Annotated in this window: 15 protein-coding genes; 7 read left to right on the top strand and 8 right to left on the bottom strand. The window is 72.8% G+C overall.

What is annotated here, in order from left to right; genetic code table 11:
* Both OG933_RS30515 and OG933_RS30510 read right to left on the bottom strand, forming a co-directional pair.
* Positions 1 to 744, bottom strand: a complete 744-nt coding sequence (locus tag OG933_RS30515; RefSeq protein ID WP_405633571.1) for a zinc ribbon domain-containing protein — start codon at positions 742 to 744, stop codon at positions 1 to 3.
* Positions 741 to 1,616: a Nif3-like dinuclear metal center hexameric protein gene (locus OG933_RS30510; protein WP_405629950.1), complete on the bottom strand. Its 876-nt coding sequence runs from the start codon at positions 1,614 to 1,616 to the stop codon at positions 741 to 743. The genes OG933_RS30515 and OG933_RS30510 overlap by 4 nt, the downstream gene beginning before the upstream one ends.
* A 223-nt stretch (positions 1,617 to 1,839) precedes the next feature.
* Between OG933_RS30510 and OG933_RS30505 the strand changes: the two genes are divergently transcribed.
* Together OG933_RS30505 and OG933_RS30500 are read left to right on the top strand one after the other, a co-directional pair.
* Positions 1,840 to 3,279 carry a hypothetical protein gene (locus OG933_RS30505; protein ID WP_405629948.1) on the top strand — a complete coding sequence of 480 codons (1,440 nt, stop codon included), beginning with the start codon at positions 1,840 to 1,842 and terminating at the stop codon, positions 3,277 to 3,279.
* Between the two features lie 97 nt (positions 3,280 to 3,376).
* Positions 3,377 to 3,571 (top strand): hypothetical protein, encoded by a 195-nt coding sequence (locus tag OG933_RS30500; protein WP_267020231.1) that lies wholly within the window; start codon positions 3,377 to 3,379, stop codon positions 3,569 to 3,571.
* A gap of 98 nt (positions 3,572 to 3,669) precedes the next feature.
* On the opposite strand, the gene OG933_RS30495 is transcribed toward OG933_RS30500, so the two are convergent.
* The 3 genes from OG933_RS30495 to OG933_RS30485 form a co-directional block, all read right to left on the bottom strand.
* Entirely contained in the window at positions 3,670 to 4,617 is a 948-nt protein-coding gene (locus OG933_RS30495) for a 3-oxoacyl-ACP reductase (RefSeq protein WP_405629946.1), read from the bottom strand.
* 15 nt (positions 4,618 to 4,632) lie between these two features.
* Positions 4,633 to 5,709, bottom strand: coding sequence for a Zn-dependent alcohol dehydrogenase (locus tag OG933_RS30490; protein ID WP_362523989.1), 1,077 nt, complete (start codon positions 5,707 to 5,709; stop codon positions 4,633 to 4,635).
* A 146-nt stretch (positions 5,710 to 5,855) separates the two neighbouring features.
* A complete protein-coding gene (locus OG933_RS30485; protein WP_020126832.1) occupies positions 5,856 to 6,713 on the bottom strand; it encodes a MaoC/PaaZ C-terminal domain-containing protein in 858 nt (285 codons plus the stop codon).
* 351 nt (positions 6,714 to 7,064) lie between these two features.
* On the opposite strand from OG933_RS30485, the gene OG933_RS30480 reads away from it, so the two are divergent.
* The 3 genes from OG933_RS30480 to OG933_RS30470 all read left to right on the top strand — a co-directional run bounded on the left by OG933_RS30480 (position 7,065) and on the right by OG933_RS30470 (position 10,764).
* Complete coding sequence (locus OG933_RS30480) at positions 7,065 to 8,522, top strand: sensor histidine kinase (RefSeq protein ID WP_405629943.1); 1,458 nt, start codon at positions 7,065 to 7,067, stop codon at positions 8,520 to 8,522.
* A 29-nt stretch (positions 8,523 to 8,551) separates the two neighbouring features.
* Entirely contained in the window at positions 8,552 to 9,184 is a 633-nt protein-coding gene (locus tag OG933_RS30475) for a response regulator transcription factor (protein ID WP_362265128.1), read from the top strand.
* A gap of 107 nt (positions 9,185 to 9,291) precedes the next feature.
* Positions 9,292 to 10,764 carry a hypothetical protein gene (locus OG933_RS30470; protein ID WP_405629940.1) on the top strand — a complete coding sequence of 491 codons (1,473 nt, stop codon included), beginning with the start codon at positions 9,292 to 9,294 and terminating at the stop codon, positions 10,762 to 10,764.
* A 7-nt stretch (positions 10,765 to 10,771) separates the two neighbouring features.
* Here OG933_RS30470 and OG933_RS30465 read toward each other — a convergent pair whose 3' ends face one another.
* From OG933_RS30465 to OG933_RS30455, 3 genes are all read right to left on the bottom strand, one after another.
* Positions 10,772 to 11,422 carry a class I SAM-dependent methyltransferase gene (locus tag OG933_RS30465; RefSeq protein WP_327182749.1) on the bottom strand — a complete coding sequence of 217 codons (651 nt, stop codon included), beginning with the start codon at positions 11,420 to 11,422 and terminating at the stop codon, positions 10,772 to 10,774.
* A 150-nt stretch (positions 11,423 to 11,572) separates the two neighbouring features.
* Complete coding sequence (locus OG933_RS30460; protein WP_362523998.1) at positions 11,573 to 13,315, bottom strand: MFS transporter; 1,743 nt, start codon at positions 13,313 to 13,315, stop codon at positions 11,573 to 11,575.
* Between the two features lie 178 nt (positions 13,316 to 13,493).
* A complete protein-coding gene (locus tag OG933_RS30455; RefSeq protein WP_054238052.1) occupies positions 13,494 to 14,159 on the bottom strand; it encodes a TetR/AcrR family transcriptional regulator in 666 nt (221 codons plus the stop codon).
* A 254-nt stretch (positions 14,160 to 14,413) separates the two neighbouring features.
* Between OG933_RS30455 and OG933_RS30450 the strand changes: the two genes are divergently transcribed.
* Entirely contained in the window at positions 14,414 to 15,262 is an 849-nt protein-coding gene (locus OG933_RS30450; protein ID WP_405629936.1) for an NAD(P)H-binding protein, read from the top strand.
* 80 nt (positions 15,263 to 15,342) lie between these two features.
* Positions 15,343 to 16,776 carry an MFS transporter gene (locus OG933_RS30445; protein WP_405629933.1) on the top strand — a complete coding sequence of 478 codons (1,434 nt, stop codon included), beginning with the start codon at positions 15,343 to 15,345 and terminating at the stop codon, positions 16,774 to 16,776.
* Positions 16,777 to 16,822: the final 46 nt, after the last annotated feature.

Below are 16,822 nucleotides of genomic sequence, written 5' to 3'. Positions count from 1 at the left end.
CTACAGACCCGAATCGGACGTACGCACGAGGATGCGACGGCAGTTCTCGCACCGTACGACCGTGTCGGACGGGGCCTTGCGGATCTCGGCCAGCTCGGTGATGGCGAGCTCCTGGCGGCAGCCCTGGCAGGTCCGCTGGTAGAGCTTGGCCGCGCCGACGCCACCCTGCTGCTCGCGCAGCTTCTCGTAGAGCTTGAGCAGGTCGGCGGGCACGGAGGCCGCGATGACCTCGCGCTCCTTGGCGACGCTGGCGGCCTCGCTGTCGAAACCCTCCAGGGCCGCGTCCCGGCGCGCGAGGGCGTCGTCGATCTTCCCCTGGACGGAGCCGACCCGCTCGGTCAGCTCGGCGGCGCGCTCCTGCGCGCTCTCGCGGCGCTCCATGACCTCCAGGACGATGTCCTCGAGGTCGCCCTGGCGCTTGGCGAGCGAGACGATCTCCCGCTGGAGGTTCTCCAGGTCCTTGGAGGAGGTGACGGCCCCGGAGTCGAGCCGCTGCTGGTCACGGGCGGCGCGCTGACGGACCTGGTCGACGTCCTGCTCGGCCTTGGTCTGCTCGCGGGCGGTGTCGCTCTCCTCGGTCTGCGCCGCGACGAGGAGGTCACGCAGCTGCGTGAGGTCCTTGTTCAGCGACTCGATCTCGGCGTGCTCGGGCAGGGACCTCCGCAGGTGGGTGAGCTGCTGGAGACGGGCGTCGAGGGCTTGGACGTCGAGGAGTCGGATCTGGTCGGCGGGCGCGGCGTTCAGTTGGGGGCTCCCATTGAGCTAGAGGTGGTGTTGGACGCCGCGTGGGCCGTCCAGGGGTCGGTGACCGTACGGGAGACATGGACCCGCAGGCCCCACCCCCGCCGGTCGGAGATCTCGTCGAGCTGGGTGGCGGCCAGCTCGCACCAGGGCCACTCGGTGGCCCAGTGCGCCGCGTCGAGCAGCGCGAGAGGTGAATGGGCGCCGTGGGCGCGGTCCGCGATGAACTCCGACGCCGGGTGGTGGCGCAGGTCCGCGGTGAGGAAGGCGTCGACGCCGGCCGCACGGACGTGGTCGAACAGGCTGTCGCCGGAGCCGCCGCTGACGGCGACGGTCCGCACCAGCGCCTCCGGGTCGCCCGCCGCCCGGATGCCCTGCGTGGTGGCGGGCAGTCGCTCGGCGGCACGGGCGGCGAGCTCACGGACGGTGAGCGGGTGGTCGAGTTCGCAGACGCGGCCGAGGCCGCGCCGCCCCTCGGGGTCGCTCGGGTCCGGCACGAGGGGCCGGACGACCCGCAGGTCGAGCGCACCGGCGAGGGCGTCGCTCACACCGGGATCGGCGGTGTCCGCGTTGGTGTGCGCGACGTGCAGGGCGATGTCGTTCTTGATGAGGGTGTGCACGACACGGCCCTTGAAGGTGGAGGCCGCGACGGTCGTCGTCCCGCGCAGATACAGCGGATGATGGGTGACGATCAGACCGGCGCCGAGCTTGACGGCTTCCTCGACGATCTCCTGGACGGGATCGACGGCGAAGAGAACCCGGGTGACCTCCTGCTCGGGGTCGCCCACGACCGTGCCGACCGCGTCCCAGGACTCGGCCCGCTCGGCGGGCCACAGGTTCTCCAGCGCGGCGATGACTTCTGACAGACGGGGCACGGGGAAAGGCTACCTGGCCGTCTCACCGGCACGTACCGGTGCCGCCGATGCCGTCGCGGCCACCTCGGCCGCCGACCGGGAGTCAACGGGTGGCCGATGCACACGCCTCCCACCGCCCTCAGGCGAATCGCTTCTGCACCACTCTTATGAGGGAAGAAGGCCGCCCGGCGGTCCCCGGTCCGTGCGTACGAAAACTAGCTTCGTCGCCGGAGGTGACCGAACGATGACGATGCCGGCCTGTGCGATCGAGCCCACCGCTGCGGACGGGAGTGACCCCGAGGACGGTGCCGCCGGGCCCACGCCGTGCGCGGAGGAGCACGCGGAGGACTACGCGATCACGGACGACCCCGGGTTCAGGGGAAGCCAAGACGCCGTCGCGGGCCGTGTGCTCACGGCCGGCCGTGAGAGCGAGTCCGACCACCTGCTCACGGGTGACCGTGGAAGCGACTCTGACCACCTCCTCACGGTCGGCCCTGGAAGCCACCCCGATCGCGTGATCGCGGGTGACCGTGGAAGCGGCACTGGCCACCTGTTCGCAGGTGACCGTGGGCGCGCGGCGGACTGTGTGATCACGGCCGGTGGTGCCTACGCCGCGCGGCTCGCCCGGGCCGGTGACTCCTGGTTCCCCGAGCGATGGACCCTGGACGGCCCCGAGCCGTACGCCGTACCGCTGCCCGGCAACCAGCCGGAGGAGCCCGGCACCGAGGTGCAGCCGATGGCCGACGGCCGGGTCCTGATCCGGCGGCCGATCGAGGGACGGCACGCGTTCTCGCTGCTGTATCCGACCGGCCCGGGCACGGGCGAGCTGCCGCTGGGCGCCGTCGAGTGCCCGGACGAGGGCACCCGGCTGCACCTGCTCCCGCCGGCCCCGTGCGGCGAACGCGCGTACGCCCTCGGCGTCGGCCGCCGTACGACGACCGTGTGGCTGGTCGCGGGCGGCACCTTCGGCCCCGAGTACCTCGCCGAGATCCCCGGCCGCTGCTCGGGCGGCGTCTGGCTGGACCGTACGGGCCGCATGCTCGCGCTGGACCGTGAGGTCGGCGGCCGCACCAAGACGATCGTCGTGGACCTGGAGCGCGGCGGCGAGGTGTCGCCCCTGCTGCAGATCGCCGCCGACAGCGACGACCGTCTGCTGCTCGCCGACCCCGACAGCGGGCTGCTGCTCATCCGCTCGGACGCGCCCTCGCCGGGCGAGGCACGGCTGGGCTGGGGAGTCCTCGGCAGCACGCTGCCGGTCCGCTTCCCGGAGTCGCTGCACCCGCCGGACCTCGCTCTCACCCCCTTCGCGAGCCAGCCCGGCCAGGCGCTCCTCCCCGAGGCCTGCGCGGTGGCGCTCCGCATCGACGGCCCCTTCGGCACCTGGGTGGGCGTATGGCGTCCCGCCGATCGCCGGTTGCATCAACTCCGGGCACCTGAGGGATGGTTGGCGGGCAGTGGAGTGTGGACACCGGAGGGCGTTCTCCGGCTGCCGTACGCCACGGAGGCGGAGCCGTGCGGGGTGGCACCGCTGACGGCACCGCTCACCGAACCGCCTTCGTCGGCGCCGTCACCGTCGCCGTCCGAAGCGGCCTCGCCATACGAGGAACCGCCGCGGCCGGCGCCCGCCGTGGCCCGTCCGGTCCCCCTTCAGCAAGCCCCTCTCGGCCGACTTGTAACGAAGTAGCAGCGGTTGGCGTGGCCGCCTGGATCAGCCCCTCGGTGCGCCGGATAAAATCGCCCGGCTGTAAAGAAAGATCATGTTGACGGGGTGAATTCTTCCGATGAGCGACACAAGCACCAGGCAGCCGCTGTCCGCCGACTCCCAGGAGACGGCCGGACACGGCCGGCACCGGGGCCCGGTCTCGTCCCAGGACGGTGACTCGGCCCCACACGGCCGGCACCGCAAGCCGGCCGAGAACAGGGCCGACAGCTGGGCCGACGGTTGGGCCCAGGACAGGGCCGAGGCAACGGTCTGACGGTACGCCGTACACCGAAGGGGCTCCGGTCGTCCGTGGACGATCGGAGCCCCTTCGCATACGTCCCGCCCGCCCTCCCACGGGACGCCGAAGCGCCCTTACTCCTGCCCTCGCCGCAGTCCCAGCACCTCCGCCGCGGCGAACGTCTCCCCCCGGGGCCGGTCCGCGAAGTGCGCGCCGAGGACGGCGTCCAGCTCCTCGTAGCCGAACACGTCCTCCTTGCTGTCGAACTTCGCCCGCACCCGCGGCCGGTCGACGACGGCGACCATGCCGCCGTGCGCGACGAGCAGCTGTCCGTTGATCCGAGCGGCGGCCGGCGAGGCCAAGTAGCCGACCAGCGGGGCCACATGCTCGGGTGCGAGCGGGTCGAGGCCGCCCTCGTCGGGCTGTGCGAACCCGGCGAAGACGTCCTCCGTCATCCGGGTGCGGGCGCGGGGGCAGATGGCGTTGGCCGTCACCCCGTACTTGGCGAGCGCGAGCGCCGTGGACGTCGTCAGGCCGACGACTCCCCCTTTGGCCGCCGCGTAGTTGGGCTGTCCGGCCGAGCCCGCGAGGAACGCCTCCGAGGAGGTGTTCACGATCCGCCCGTACACCGGACCGCCCGCCGCCTTGGACCGGTCCCGCCAGTGGGCGGCGGCGAAACGGGTCGTGTTGAAGTGCCCTTTGAGGTGGACCCGGACGACCGCGTCCCACTCGTCCTCGGCCATCGAGAAGACCATGCGGTCGCGCAGGATGCCCGCGTTGTTGACCAGTATGTCCAGCTTGCCGAACTCACGGATCGTCAACTCGACCAGCGCACGCGCCTGTTCGAAGTCGGCGACGTCCCCGGTGTGGGCGAGCGCGGTGCCGCCGACCGACCGGATCTCCCGCGCGACCTCCTCGGCGGGGCCGGCCGACGCCTCGCCCGACCCGTCCCGGCCGGGCTGACCGTAGTCGTTGACGACGACGGCCGCGCCCAGCCGCGCCAACTCCAGCGCCTCGGCCCGGCCTAGGCCGCGCCCGGCACCGGTGACGATCGCGGCCAGCCCCTCAAGTGGCAGTGCCATCCGGACGGTCACCCCTCAGATCTCTATGCACGTACGGAGCGCCGCCCCGGTGCGCATCTGGTCCAGCGCCTCGTTGATCTCGGTGAGCGCCACCCGGTGGGTGATCAGGCCCGACAGGTCGATCCGGCCGGCCCGCCACAGGGCGATCGTCCGCTCGTAGGAACGCAGGACGTCCCCGCCGCCGTACATCGAGGGCAGGATCCGCTTCTCGTCGAAGAACAGCTCGAACATGTTGAGCTGGAGGAAGTCGTCCAGGGCGCCCGCGCCGACGACGACGAGGGTGCCGCCGCGCCGGGTGTTGTCGTACGCGGTGCGGGCGGTGGCGGAGCGGCCGACGACCTCGAAGACGTAGTCGAACCCCTCGCCGCCGGTGACCAGTTGCTTCGCTCCGGGCAGTTCGTCCGGCGAGACGGCCTTCGTGGCGCCGAACGCGAGGGCGGCCTCCCGGCGCGAGGCGACCGGGTCGACGGCGACGATCTCGGCGGCGCCCTTGAGGCGCGCGCCCTGGATCGCGGAGATGCCGACGCCTCCGCAGCCGATGACGGCGACCGACGAACCGGCTTCGACGTCCGCCGTGTTGAGGGCGGCTCCCAGGCCCGTGGTCACTCCGCAGCCGATGAGCGCGGCGATGTCGAAGGGGACGTCGTCGGGGATCGGGACCGCGCAGCCCGCGTCGACCACGACCTCCTCGGCGAAGGTTCCGGTGCCGGCGAAGCCGAAGACGTCTCCGCCGGGGCGTCGGAAGTTGGGGGTGCCCGCGTTCATGAACCCGGCCAGGCACAGTTCGGTCTGGCCGCGCTTGCACGCGGGACACGCCCCGCAGGCCGGCAGCCAGCAGACGACGACCCGGTCACCGGGCTTCACCCGGGTGACGCCCTCCCCCACCTCCAGGACCTCGCCCGCACCCTCGTGGCCGGGCACGAAGGGCGCGGGCTGCGGGAGCACCCCGCCCATCGCGGACAGGTCCGAGTGGCACAGGCCCGTGGCCCGCACCCGGATCCTGACCCGTCCGGGGCCAAAGCCCACCGCCTCGACGTCGTCGAGGACCTCCAGCTTGTCCTGGCCGATCTCGTGCAGTACGGCTGCGCGCATGGTGCGGCTCCCCTCGGGTCCCCTCGGATGCTGGGCGGTTGTGGAGGTGAATTCAGCTGCTGCTGGAGGTGGTGGTGCGAGTGGTTCAGCGACCCCGGTGGTCCGAGTGGTTCAGGTGACCCGGCGGTCCCGGCGGTCCCGGTGATTCAGGAGTGTTCGACGAGCGTGTCGGCGAGGACGGGCGCGTCGTCCCGTTGTACGGCGCTCACGGCCACCCGGACGGCGTCTTCCCCGCGCCACATGCGGATCCGCAGGGTCTCTCCCGGGAACACCACACCGGCGAAGCGCGTGGCGTAGCCGCGCACCCGGCCGACGTCGCCGTCGAGCAGCGTGTCGACGACCGCCTTGAGCGTGATGCCGTAGGTGCACAGGCCGTGCAGGATGGGCCGGTCGAATCCGGCGAGTTTCGCGAACTCCGGGTCGGCGTGCAGCGGGTTGTAGTCGCCGGAGAGGCGGTAGAGCAGGGCCTGGTCCTCGCGGACGGTCCGCTCGACCACCTTGTCGGGCTCACCGGAGGGCGGCTCGAGCCGGGCGGAGGGGCCCCGGTCGCCGCCCCAGCCGCCTTCTCCCCGGACGAAGATCTGGGCGTCGTTGGTCCACAGCGGCCCGTCCGCGTCGGCGACCTCGGTGCGCATGACCAGGACGGCGGCCTTGCCCTTGTCGTACACGGCGGCGATGCGTCCGGTGGCGGTCGCCCGGCCGGTCACCGGGATGGGGCGGTGGATCTCCAGCCGCTGGCCGCCGTGCAGGACACGGGCGAGGTCGACCTCGACGCCGGGCATGGACAGTCCGCTGATCACGCCGGGCGAGCCGGAGCCGGCGACGGTGGCGAAGCTCGGCAGTACGTGGAGCCGGGACTCCAGCGTGTAGCGCAGTTCGTCGGGGTCGGTGGCCGGGACGCCCGCGCCGATGCCGAGGTGGTACAGCTGGACGTCCCGGCGGTCCCAGGTGATCTCGCCGGTCCGGGGTTCGGCGGCGAGCGCCTTGGCTGCGTCGATGGGCATGGAGCTCCTGATCGCTCGGATCGATCGGATGGATCGGATGGATCGGATGGATCGCGTGGTTCCAAGACCTCGGCACGGCCGTCCGCACCGATCGGCCGCACCGAGGCCGTCACGGGGCCGCGGAACCCGCCCTGCCCAGAACGGATCTAGAACGCGTTCCAGTGCGGCGACCCCCTGTATAGCCCAGGCCCCGGAAGTTGTGAAGACACCTGACGGCATGTCAGAAACGGGTGCCGATGACATTTGTCCTGCCCGACCGCGTACATCCGGCACTGCCGCGAGCGGGCGCGGAAACGTAGCGTCGAAGACAGGCACACGACCGTGGAGGACGCGGGAACGGGGGACGGACATATGACCAGGTCATTCGAGGACCGGCGCCGCGCGGCGACCTGCCGCCGGGACGCCTGGCGCTCGGCGTTCCGTACGGCGCGGGAGCACCGGCGGCACTGGAGAGCGGACAAGGAGCGCTTCAAGGCCGAGCACCGCAGCGCCCTGCGGGCCGGGCGGATTCCCGAGGACCCGGGCCCGCCGGCCAGCGGCTTCACGCTGCTGCCGTGGCTGCTGATGGGGATGGGCGCGTTCTCCAACGTCTTCCAGGGCGACGCCAACCCTTGGATCGGCAGCCTGGGCCTGCTGGCGTTCAACTCGCTCTACATCTACGTCGCTTTCCGCGCCTTCGTGAAGGAGGCCCGCGAGGCCACCTCCACGCGGGTGGCGCTGGTGCTGCTGGGCCTCGTGACCTGCGGGCTCGCCCTCGGCTACGGCGGCAGCTGGCTGCTCTTCCTCCCGCTGTTCGGCCTCGCGACCGGCGCGGTACTGCGCGGCCCCCAGCTGCGCAGCATCGGTACCGCCGTCGCCGTCCTGGCGGGCGCGGTCGCCTGTGTCCGCGACGGCTGGGACGGTCTCACCATCGCCTACGCCACCTGGATCTCGACGATGGTGACGGCCGCGATCCTCTCCCTCTCCGAGGCCGTACGGGAGCTGCGCGCCGCCCGTGAGGAACTCGCCCGCCGGGCGGTGGAGGAGGAGCGGCTGCGCTTCTCCCGCGATCTGCACGACCTGCTCGGCCACACCCTGTCGGTGATCGTGGTGAAGTCGGAGGCGGCCCGGCGGCTGGCGCCGCGCGACATGGACGCGGCCCTCTCCCAGGTCACCGACATCGAGGCGGTGGGCCGCCAGGCGCTGACCGAGATCCGCGAGGCGGTCACCGGCTACCGCGAGGGCAGCCTGGCCGGCGAGCTGGACCGGGCCCGCTCGGCCCTGACGGCGGCGGGCGTCGAACCGTCGGTGAGCCGGTCGGGGCCGCCGCCGGACCCGAGGACCGCGGCCCTGCTCGGCTGGGTGGTGCGCGAGGCGGTCACCAACGTCGTCCGGCACAGCGACGCGAGCCACTGCGGGATCACGGTCTCGGGCACTCCCGAGCGGGTCCGGCTGACGGTGACGGACGACGGCGGCAGCAGCAGTGGAGGCAGCAGCGACTGCGACCACGGTGACACGGGCGGCGACGGCTGCTGCGCGCCGGGCAGCGGCACCGGAATCACCGGCCTGCGCGAACGCCTGGCGGCGGCGGGCGGCACCCTGACGGCGGGCCCGGGACCACGCGGCGGCTTCACGGTCACGGCGGAACTGCCGGTCGAACTCCCGATGCCACACCCGGGCACCGCCACCGGCACCGGCACCGGCACCGGCACCGGCACCGACACCGACACCGACAAGGCCACCGAACCCGAAGGGATACGGTCCGCCGCGGCCGCGCAGCCCGCGGACACCGTGCCGTCCGTGGCCGCCGGCCCTAACCTGGGCCCGTGACCGAGATGCCGGGTTGGCCCGTGAACGAGATGCCCGACGACCACCGCCCCGCCAAGTCCATCAGGGTGCTGCTCGCGGAGGACCAGGGAATGATGCGCGGGGCGCTGGCCCTGCTGCTGGGGCTGGAGACCGACATCGAGGTCGTCGCGCAGGTGGGCACCGGGGACGCGATCGTGGACGCCGCGCTCCTCCACCGGCCGGACGTCGCGCTCCTCGACATCGAACTCCCCGGCATCAGCGGCCTGGACGCGGCCGCCGAGCTGCGCGACCAGGCGCCCGGCTGCCGGGTGCTGATCCTGACCACGTTCGGCCGGCCCGGCTATCTGCGCCGGGCCATGGAGGCCGGGGCCTCGGGGTTCCTGGTCAAGGACGGCCCGGTGGAGGAGCTGGCGGCGGCGATCCGCCGGGTGCTGGCCGGCGAGACGGTCGTGGACCCGGCACTGGCCGCCGCCGCGCTGAGCGCCGGCCCGAACCCGCTCACCGCCCGCGAGTGCGACGTCCTGAAGGCCTCCGTGGACGGCGCGACCGTCTCCGACATCGCCGCCAGGCTGCACCTGTCGGAGTCCACGGTCCGCAACTACCTGTCCTCCGCGATCGGGAAGACGGGGACCCGCAACCGCATGGAGGCGATGCGGGAGGCTCGGCAGCAGGGCTGGCTGTGAGGACCGGCCGCGAAGGCCGGCCGGGCCGGGCGTGAAGGACCCTGCGGTGAGGGCCGGTTGCAAGGGGTGGCCGCAGAGGTCCGGACCGGCGCTGGCATAGTGCCCGCATGTCTTTACCGATACGGATCCTCAGGCGTCCTGCCGCGCTGGCGGCGAGTGTCGCGGCACTGTTCGCCACGGCGGTGGCACCGGCCGCCGCCGACGGCTCCGAGCAGGTCGTGATGCGGTTCGAGACGCCGAAGACGTACGTCATGTACAACGCCGACCAGGGGGCCGCGGCTTCGAACAACGGCTTCCCCGTCCCCGTCTTCGTCGAGCGGAGCAAGGGCGGCGAACCGGCCCGCAACGTCCGGGTCGTCGTGGACGCGTCGGGCCTGGGAGGCGTCGCCCGGCTCGGCGAAGGGGGCATGTGCAAGGCTGAGGGCCCGATCTACACCTGCGAATACGGCAACTTGCAGAACGGCGACGGCGAGAGCTACAACCCCCTCGCCCTCCTCGGGGTGGACGGCGTCGAGCCGGGCGACAGCGGGACGGTGACGTACACCGCGACCGCCGACAACGCGCCGACCATCACCGGCACCACCCGGATGACCGTGGGCGGTCCGACACTGACCGCGCCCGGGCAGGAGAAGGGCGTGAGCGGGCTGGCACCGGGCAAGTCCGCGAACCTCACGGCACGGTTGGCCAACAACACCCGTTTCCCCACGGAGGCGGGCGTCGCCCTCCAGGTCAACGTGTCGGAGGGGGTGACGCTGACCGCCCTGCACAGCAACTGTTTCTACGCGGGCCCCGCGCCCACCTCCACCTGGTGCACCTTCCCCACGAAGGCCGCGGCGGGCGCCGCCTACCGCACCGGCGCGCCGTTGGTCTACACGCTCACGCCGCCCGGGAGACTGAGCGGCGAGGTGACCTACACCTGGTCGTCGCCGCCGTCCCGCCCCGCCGACCACACCGTGCGCGGCACCGGCGCCCCGCTCACCCTGGTCCGCACGGCCGCCCAGGACTTCGACGACACTCACGGCAGGCTCGGGATCACCACCACCGTGCAGGTCGACTACCGTCCGGTCACCGCGACCGTGCGGGGCCGGGTCGGTGACACGGTGAAGGTGCGACTCGGGCTGGAGGACCTCGGTCCCGGCCGGGTGCGGGGCGAAGAGGACCAGGGCCGCTTCGAGGTGGTCCCGCCGGAGGGCACCACGGTCACCTCGATCCCGTACGTCTTCGAGGGGGACGAAGGGAAGTGGGCCTGCGCGCGACCGGAGAAGCCCGGCGGGGCGTTCGTCTGCGAGATCGGCCACGACGGCCTCTACGAAGCGCGGCACGAAGGGGGCACCACCGCGATCGACTTCCACGTCCGCATCGACCGTCAGGTCCAGGGGGCCGAGGGCACCATCCGCACGTACAACCCGTTCGACCGCACCCCGGCCAACGACGTCGCCGTCATCCCGCTCGACGCCTCGCCGGCCTCGCCCCTCCGAGTCTCCAGTCACCCCTGGGCCTGGACCGCGGGCGCCCTGGTCCTCGTGGTCCTGGCAGCGGCGTACCTCCGTCGCCGCCGCCCCGAGGCGAAACCGTCGTGACCGCGCCCTAGATGCCCGCGCCCGTGCGTCGCAGCACGCGCAGCGAGCCGGTGTCCGAGACCTCGGTGAAGGCGCCGGAGGCCAGGGCCCGGAGGTAGACGCGGTAGGGGGCCTGGCCGGTGAACTCGTCGACCGGGTCGGGGAACACGTCGTGGATGACGAGGAGCCCGCCCTCGGCGACGTGCGGTGCCCAGCCCTCGTAGTCGGAGGTGGCGTGCTCGTCGGTGTGGCCGCCGTCGACGAACACGAGGCCGAGGGGCGAGTTCCAGAACGCGGCGATGCGCGGCGAACGTCCGACCAGGGCGACCACATGCTCCTCCAGGCCCGCGCGGTGCAGGGTCCGGCGGAAGGTGGGCAGGGTGTCCATCAGACCGACCTCGGGGTCGACGGTCTCCGGGTCGTGGTACTCCCAGCCGGGCTGCTGCTCCTCGCTGCCCCGGTGGTGGTCGAGGGTGAGCGCGCTGACGCCGGTCTGCCGGGCCGCGTCCGCGAGCAGGATCGTGGAGCGCCCGCAGTAGGTGCCGACCTCGAGCAGCGGCAGCCCGAGCGCACCCGCCTCGACGGCGGCCGCGTACAGGGCGAGGCCCTCGTCGACCGGCATGAACCCCTTCGCCGCCTCGAACGCGGCCAGGATCTCGGGCTTGGGTGCCGCGGGCATAGGGGGTCCTCCGGGGTCCGTGCGTGGTGGTCGTTGCGGTGGTTGTCCATGCGCGCGGGTGGTCCGTGCGTACGGCCGCCCATGCTGCCGCACCCCCCGCCGCCGAGGCGACAGGGGGTGCGGAAACGGCGGGCCGAGGCGCGCGCGGGGTCAGGCGCTGACCGTCTCGCCGGGCAGGGCCAGGTCCAGGTCGACCGGACGCTCGTCGCCCGCGTGGGTCGCGGAGCTCGCCAGCGGGCCGTGGCCGGTGGCCTTGGCGGCGAGGACGTACGCGCCCTGGGCCGGGACGGCGAGGGCGTAGCTGCCGTCCTCCTGCGACAGGGTGGCGCCGGCCTGGCGGCCGCGGCGGTCGATGAGCGTGACCTTGGCGCGGGCGACCGGGACGCCGTCGGCGTCCAGGACCCGGCCGCGGAAGCCCCGCAGGACCTCCTCGGCGTGCTTCAGGTTGTCTTCCTCCTCGCTGCTGGCGCGCAGCTGCGGCACGGCCGACGGGCGCTGCTGCCTGGGCAGGAAGAGGGCGAGGAGCAGGCCGACCGCGACGGCGGCGGTGGCGATCAGGAAGGAGACCCGGAAGCCGTGCATGGTCGGTACGGCGACGCCGCCGACGTTGTTCGCGGTGTTGGCCAGCACCATGCCGATGACGGCGCTGGACACCGAGGTGCCGATGGACCGCATCAGGGTGTTGAGGCCGTTGGCCGCGCCGGTCTCCGAGGCCGGGACCGCGCCGACGATCAGCGCGGGCAGGGAGGAGTACGCGAGGCCGATGCCGGCGCCGAGGACGACGGCGATGACGAGGCTCTGCCAGGCGGCGCTCATCAGGCCGAGGCCCGCACCGTAGCCGATCGCGATGATCAGCATGCCGAGGATCAGGGTGAACTTGGGGCCGTACTTGGCGGACAGCTTGGCGTAGACGGGCGCGGTGAACATCATCGTCAGGCCGAGCGGCGCGACGAGCAGACCGGCGGTGACCATCGACTGGCCGAGGCCGTAGCCGGTGGCCTTCGGCAGCTGGAGCAGCTGCGGCAGGACCAGGGAGACGACGTAGAACGAGACGCCGACCATGATCGAGGCGAGGTTGGTGAAGAGGACGGCCGGTCGGGCCGTGGTGCGCAGGTCGACGAGCGGGGCCTTCAGCCGCAGCTCCATCACGCCCCACAGGACGAGGACGACGGCCGCGGCGGCGAAGAGGCCGAGGGTGGTGCCGGAGGTCCAGCCCCAGTCGCTGCCCTTGGTGATCGGCAGCAGGAAGAGCACCAGACCGGTGGAGAGGCCGATCGCGCCGGCGACGTCGAAGGTGCCCTCGGCACGCGCCGGGGACTCGGGGACGACGAGGAGGGTGAGGGCGATGGCGAGGGCTCCGAGGCCGGCGGCGCCGTAGAACAGGGCGTGCCAGTCGGCGTGCTGGGCGATCAGGGCCGCGAGCGGCAGGGCGAGGCCGCCGCCGACGCCGATCGAGGAGCTCATCAGGGCCATCGCCGAGCCGAGCTTCTCGCGCGGCAGCATGTCCCGCATCAGGCCGATGCCGAGCGGGATCGCGCCCATCGCGAAGCCCTGGAGGGTGCGGCCGGCGATCATCGTGATCAGGTCACTGGTGAGGGCGCTGACCAGCGCGCCGACGACCATCACCGCGAGGCTGGCTATCAGCATGCGCCGCTTGCCGTACAGGTCGCCGAGGCGGCCCATGATCGGAGTGGCCACGGCGCCCGACAGCAGGGTCGAGGTCAGGACCCAGGTGGCGTTGCTGGGCGCGGTGCCCAGCAGTTGGGGCAGGTCCTTGATGACCGGGACGAGCAGGGTCTGCATCACCGCGACCACGATGCCCGCGAAGGCGAGTACCGGGACCACGGCTCCGCTCGCTTCGCGGGTGGGCCGGCCGGTCGTCGTGTGCGTCATGAGGTGGGGCCTCCGGGGGCGGTGCGTCAGGGATACATGGAGACCGAACCTGTATGCATGGGCAACTATTCCGATGCTTCGGCGTACTAACGATTTCTTTATCTTCTCTTGAAGGTTCCCCTGGAGGTTTCCCCCGCGGAAGCGACGGCCGGGAGCCGACCGGGGGCGGCGCCGCGTCTCAGCGGGCGGGGGTCTGGAGGATGCCGCTGAGCAGCACGTCCAGGCCCCAGGTGTCACGGTCGCCGGGCGAGAACAGGGCCGGTCGCAGCGCGGTGATCATCGGGTAGCGGTCGGCGGGCAGGGCCGCGTAGTGACGGTCGGCGTCCGCCACGACGGTCTCCTCCTTGCCCCCCTTGGTGAGGTAGGCGCTCTGTTCGGCGGCGGCCGCCGCGCTGTGGAGATGGAGCAGGTCGACGGCCCAGGCGGCGGTGATGTCGTCGAGGCCGCCCTGCTTGAGCAGCGCGAGCATGCGGTCGATGACGAGCAGGGCGTTGGCGCCGGTGGGGATAGCGCCGAGGGCGACGGCGGCCAGCCCCTCGTGCCGGCTCATGGCCTCGACGGTCGCCGCGACCAGCGCGTGCAGCTGCTCCCGCCAGGTGCCCTCCGCGGTGAGCGGGACCCGGGCGAGCGCCTCGTCCAGCATCGCGGCCATCAGGTCGTCGCGGTTGGCGACATAGACGTAGAGCGAGGCCGGCCCGGTGTCGAGCTCCTTGGCGACGCGGCGCATGGTCAGCGCGTCCAGCCCGTCGCGGTCGAGGATGGCCAGCCCGGCACGCACGATCGCCTCGCGGCTGAGAGGGGCCTTGGCGGGCCGCGCGCGGCGGCTGATCGGCTCGGGGGTCACGTGGAGAGGGTAACGGGGAGGGGCGACGGGCACGAACGCCGGTCGCCACGAACCCCGACCGTCACGAACAGTGTTTGACACGAACAGCGTTCGCTCCCTAGTGTCGAGACGGCACCGGCGAACAGTGTTCGCCACAAACAGCGTTCGCCACGAACAACGTTCGCCGCACCTCGGAACCCGCAGCACCCAGACCTCGCGGCACCGAGAAGTCCTCGCGGCACCAAGAAGTCACAGCACTCGGAAAAGGAACCGTCATGATCCTGATCACCGGAGGCCGCGGCGCGGTCGCCACCCGGCTGCTCGCCCTCCTGCACGCCGACGGCATACCCGTGCGGGTCGGCTCGGCCGCCCGTGCCGACCTCGCCGCGCCTCCCGGCGTCGAGACGGTCACCCTCGACCTCACCGACCCGGCGACCTTCCCCGCCGCCCTGGCCGGCGTCACCTCCGTCTTCCTCTACGCGACCCCCGACCACGTCACCGAGTTCGTCGACCAGGCCCACCGGGCCGGCGTCACCCATGTCGTGGTGCTGTCCAGCTCGAGCGTCCTGGGCGTGCTCGACTCCGAGCCGAAGGACGACCCCCTGGCCGGCTCGCATCTGGCCGTGGAGCGGGCGCTGCTCGCCTCCCCGATCGCCACCACCCTCCTGCGACCGGGCTCCTTCGCCTCCAACGCCGCGTCCTGGGCCTGGCCCGTCAGGGCCGGACAGCCCGTCAGCCTGCCCTTCCCCGGCGCCCACACCGACCCCCTCCACGAGAGCGACCTGGCCGAGGCCGCCCACGCCGTCCTCACCGACCCCCGGCACCGCGGCGGCCGGTTCACCCTCACCGGCCCCGAGTCCCTGACGTTCGCCGAGCAGATCGACCGGCTCGCCGCCGTCACCGGCCGTGCCATCGCCGTCAAGCACGTCACCGCCGAGGAGTGGAAGAAGGAGACCGACGGGCACATCCCCGCCGTCTACGCCGACGCCCTCCTCGCCTGGTGGGCGTCCACGGACGGCAGGCCCGTCGCCCTCACCCGCACCGTCGAGGAACTCACCGGCCACCCCGCCCGCTCCTTCACCGTCTGGGCCACCGACCACATCGCCGACTTCACCGCCTCCTGAGCCAGCGCCGTCCCGGGACGGCCTCCCACCCGCGCCCTAGGTCCAAATCCCGATGCAAGGGGCGCAACCCGGTTGAGACCATGACGCCCATGCTGGAAACCGCCGACACCACCCGCGCCCGGAGATCCCGCCGTCCCACCGCTCCCGCCTGGCTGCTCGTGGCACTCGCCTGCGCCGGACAGTTCCTCGTCGTGCTCGACATGTCCGTGGTGAACGTGGCGCTGCCGTCGATCCGGGCGGATCTCGCAATGAGCGCCTCGGGCCTGCACTGGGTGGTGAACGCCTACTCGATCGCCTTCGCCGGGTTCATGCTGCTCGGCGGCCGGGCGGGCGACCTCTACGGCCGCAAGCGGATGTTCCTCACCGGCCTCGCCCTGTTCACGCTGGCCTCGCTGGCCGGCGGCCTGGCGCAGGACGGCCGGCAACTGCTGCTCGCGCGGGCCGTGCAGGGGCTGGGCGCGGCGATCCTCGCGCCCGCGACGCTGACGATCGTCACCTCCGCCGTGCCGGAGGGCGCCGCGCGGGCCCGGGCCATCGCCACGTGGACGGCGGTCGGCGCGGGTGGCGGGGCCGCGGGCGGGCTCGTCGGCGGAGCGCTGGTGGACCTCATGTCCTGGCGCTGGGTCCTGTTGATCAACGTCCCCTTCGGTGTGCTGTTGCTGGCCGGCTCGCTGTGGTGGCTGACCGAGAGCCGGGCCGGGGACGGCCGCCGCCCGGACCTGCCGGGCGCGCTGCTGGTCACGGCCGGCCTCGCCACGCTGGCGTACGGCATCTCACGGACGGAGGCCGAGGGGTGGACGGCGTCGGCCACCCTCGTCCCGCTGGCCGCCGGGCTCGCGTCGATCGGCCTGTTCCTCGCCGTGGAGGCCCGGACGGCGGACCCGTTGATGCCGCTCGGGCTGTTCCGGCTGCGGGCGGTGTCGGCGGCGAACGCGGCGATGTTCGTGAACGGCTCGGCCATGTTCTCCATGTGGTTCTTCATGACGCTGTACGCACAGAACGTCCTGGGCTACACCCCGCTGGAGGCCGGCCTGGCGCTCGTGCCGAGCTCGCTGGCCATCGTCCTCGCCGCGAAACTCGCCCCCCGTCTCATGCACACGGCCGGGGCACGCACCGTGGCCACGCTGGGCACGCTGCTCGCGGCGACCGGCTTCGCCTGGCAGTCGACGATGAGCGCGGACGGCGGCTACGTCACCGGGATCATGCTGCCGGGCGTCCTGATGATGCTGGGCGCCGGCCTGGCCTCGACCCCGCTCGCCTCGCTGGCCATCTCGGGCGCGGCACCGGGCGAGACGGGTCTGGTGTCCGGCCTGGTCAACACCTCCCGCACGATGGGCGGCGCGCTGGGCCTGGCGGTGCTGTCGACGCTCGCGTCCGCGCGCACCGCGGGACGCGGCACGCCGGAGGCACTGACGGAGGGGTACGCCCTGGCCTTCCGCACCGGTACGGGCGTGCTGCTGGCGGGAGCGGTCCTGACACTGACGTGGCTCCCACGCCGGACCTCCGCACCCTGACCGCCGAGCGGAGGCGACCGGCCGGACGCCCGTCATCCGTCCGGCC

The organism is Streptomyces sp. NBC_00016 (assembly GCF_045040885.1).
Taxonomy (GTDB): domain Bacteria; phylum Actinomycetota; class Actinomycetes; order Streptomycetales; family Streptomycetaceae; genus Streptomyces; species Streptomyces coriariae.
Note: the sequence above shows the minus strand (reverse complement) of the source record. Positions and strands in the feature narration are given on the sequence as shown.

Excerpts from the sequence above, each read along its gene's own strand:
- OG933_RS30445 (WP_405629933.1), top strand. The coding sequence starts at position 15,343 with ATGACGCCCATGCTGGAAACCGCCGACACCACCCGCGCCCGGAGATCC.
- OG933_RS30490 (WP_362523989.1), bottom strand. The coding sequence starts at position 5,709 with ATGCGCGCAGCCGTACTGCACGAGATCGGCCAGGACAAGCTGGAGGTC.
- OG933_RS30480 (WP_405629943.1), top strand. The coding sequence starts at position 7,065 with ATGACCAGGTCATTCGAGGACCGGCGCCGCGCGGCGACCTGCCGCCGG.
- OG933_RS30485 (WP_020126832.1), bottom strand. The coding sequence starts at position 6,713 with ATGCCCATCGACGCAGCCAAGGCGCTCGCCGCCGAACCCCGGACCGGC.
- OG933_RS30460 (WP_362523998.1), bottom strand. The coding sequence starts at position 13,315 with ATGACGCACACGACGACCGGCCGGCCCACCCGCGAAGCGAGCGGAGCC.
- OG933_RS30450 (WP_405629936.1), top strand. The coding sequence starts at position 14,414 with ATGATCCTGATCACCGGAGGCCGCGGCGCGGTCGCCACCCGGCTGCTC.
- OG933_RS30495 (WP_405629946.1), bottom strand. The coding sequence starts at position 4,617 with ATGGCACTGCCACTTGAGGGGCTGGCCGCGATCGTCACCGGTGCCGGG.
- OG933_RS30475 (WP_362265128.1), top strand. The coding sequence starts at position 8,552 with ATGCCCGACGACCACCGCCCCGCCAAGTCCATCAGGGTGCTGCTCGCG.
- OG933_RS30500 (WP_267020231.1), top strand. The coding sequence starts at position 3,377 with ATGAGCGACACAAGCACCAGGCAGCCGCTGTCCGCCGACTCCCAGGAG.
- OG933_RS30470 (WP_405629940.1), top strand. The coding sequence starts at position 9,292 with ATGTCTTTACCGATACGGATCCTCAGGCGTCCTGCCGCGCTGGCGGCG.
- OG933_RS30505 (WP_405629948.1), top strand. The coding sequence starts at position 1,840 with ATGACGATGCCGGCCTGTGCGATCGAGCCCACCGCTGCGGACGGGAGT.
- OG933_RS30465 (WP_327182749.1), bottom strand. The coding sequence starts at position 11,422 with ATGCCCGCGGCACCCAAGCCCGAGATCCTGGCCGCGTTCGAGGCGGCG.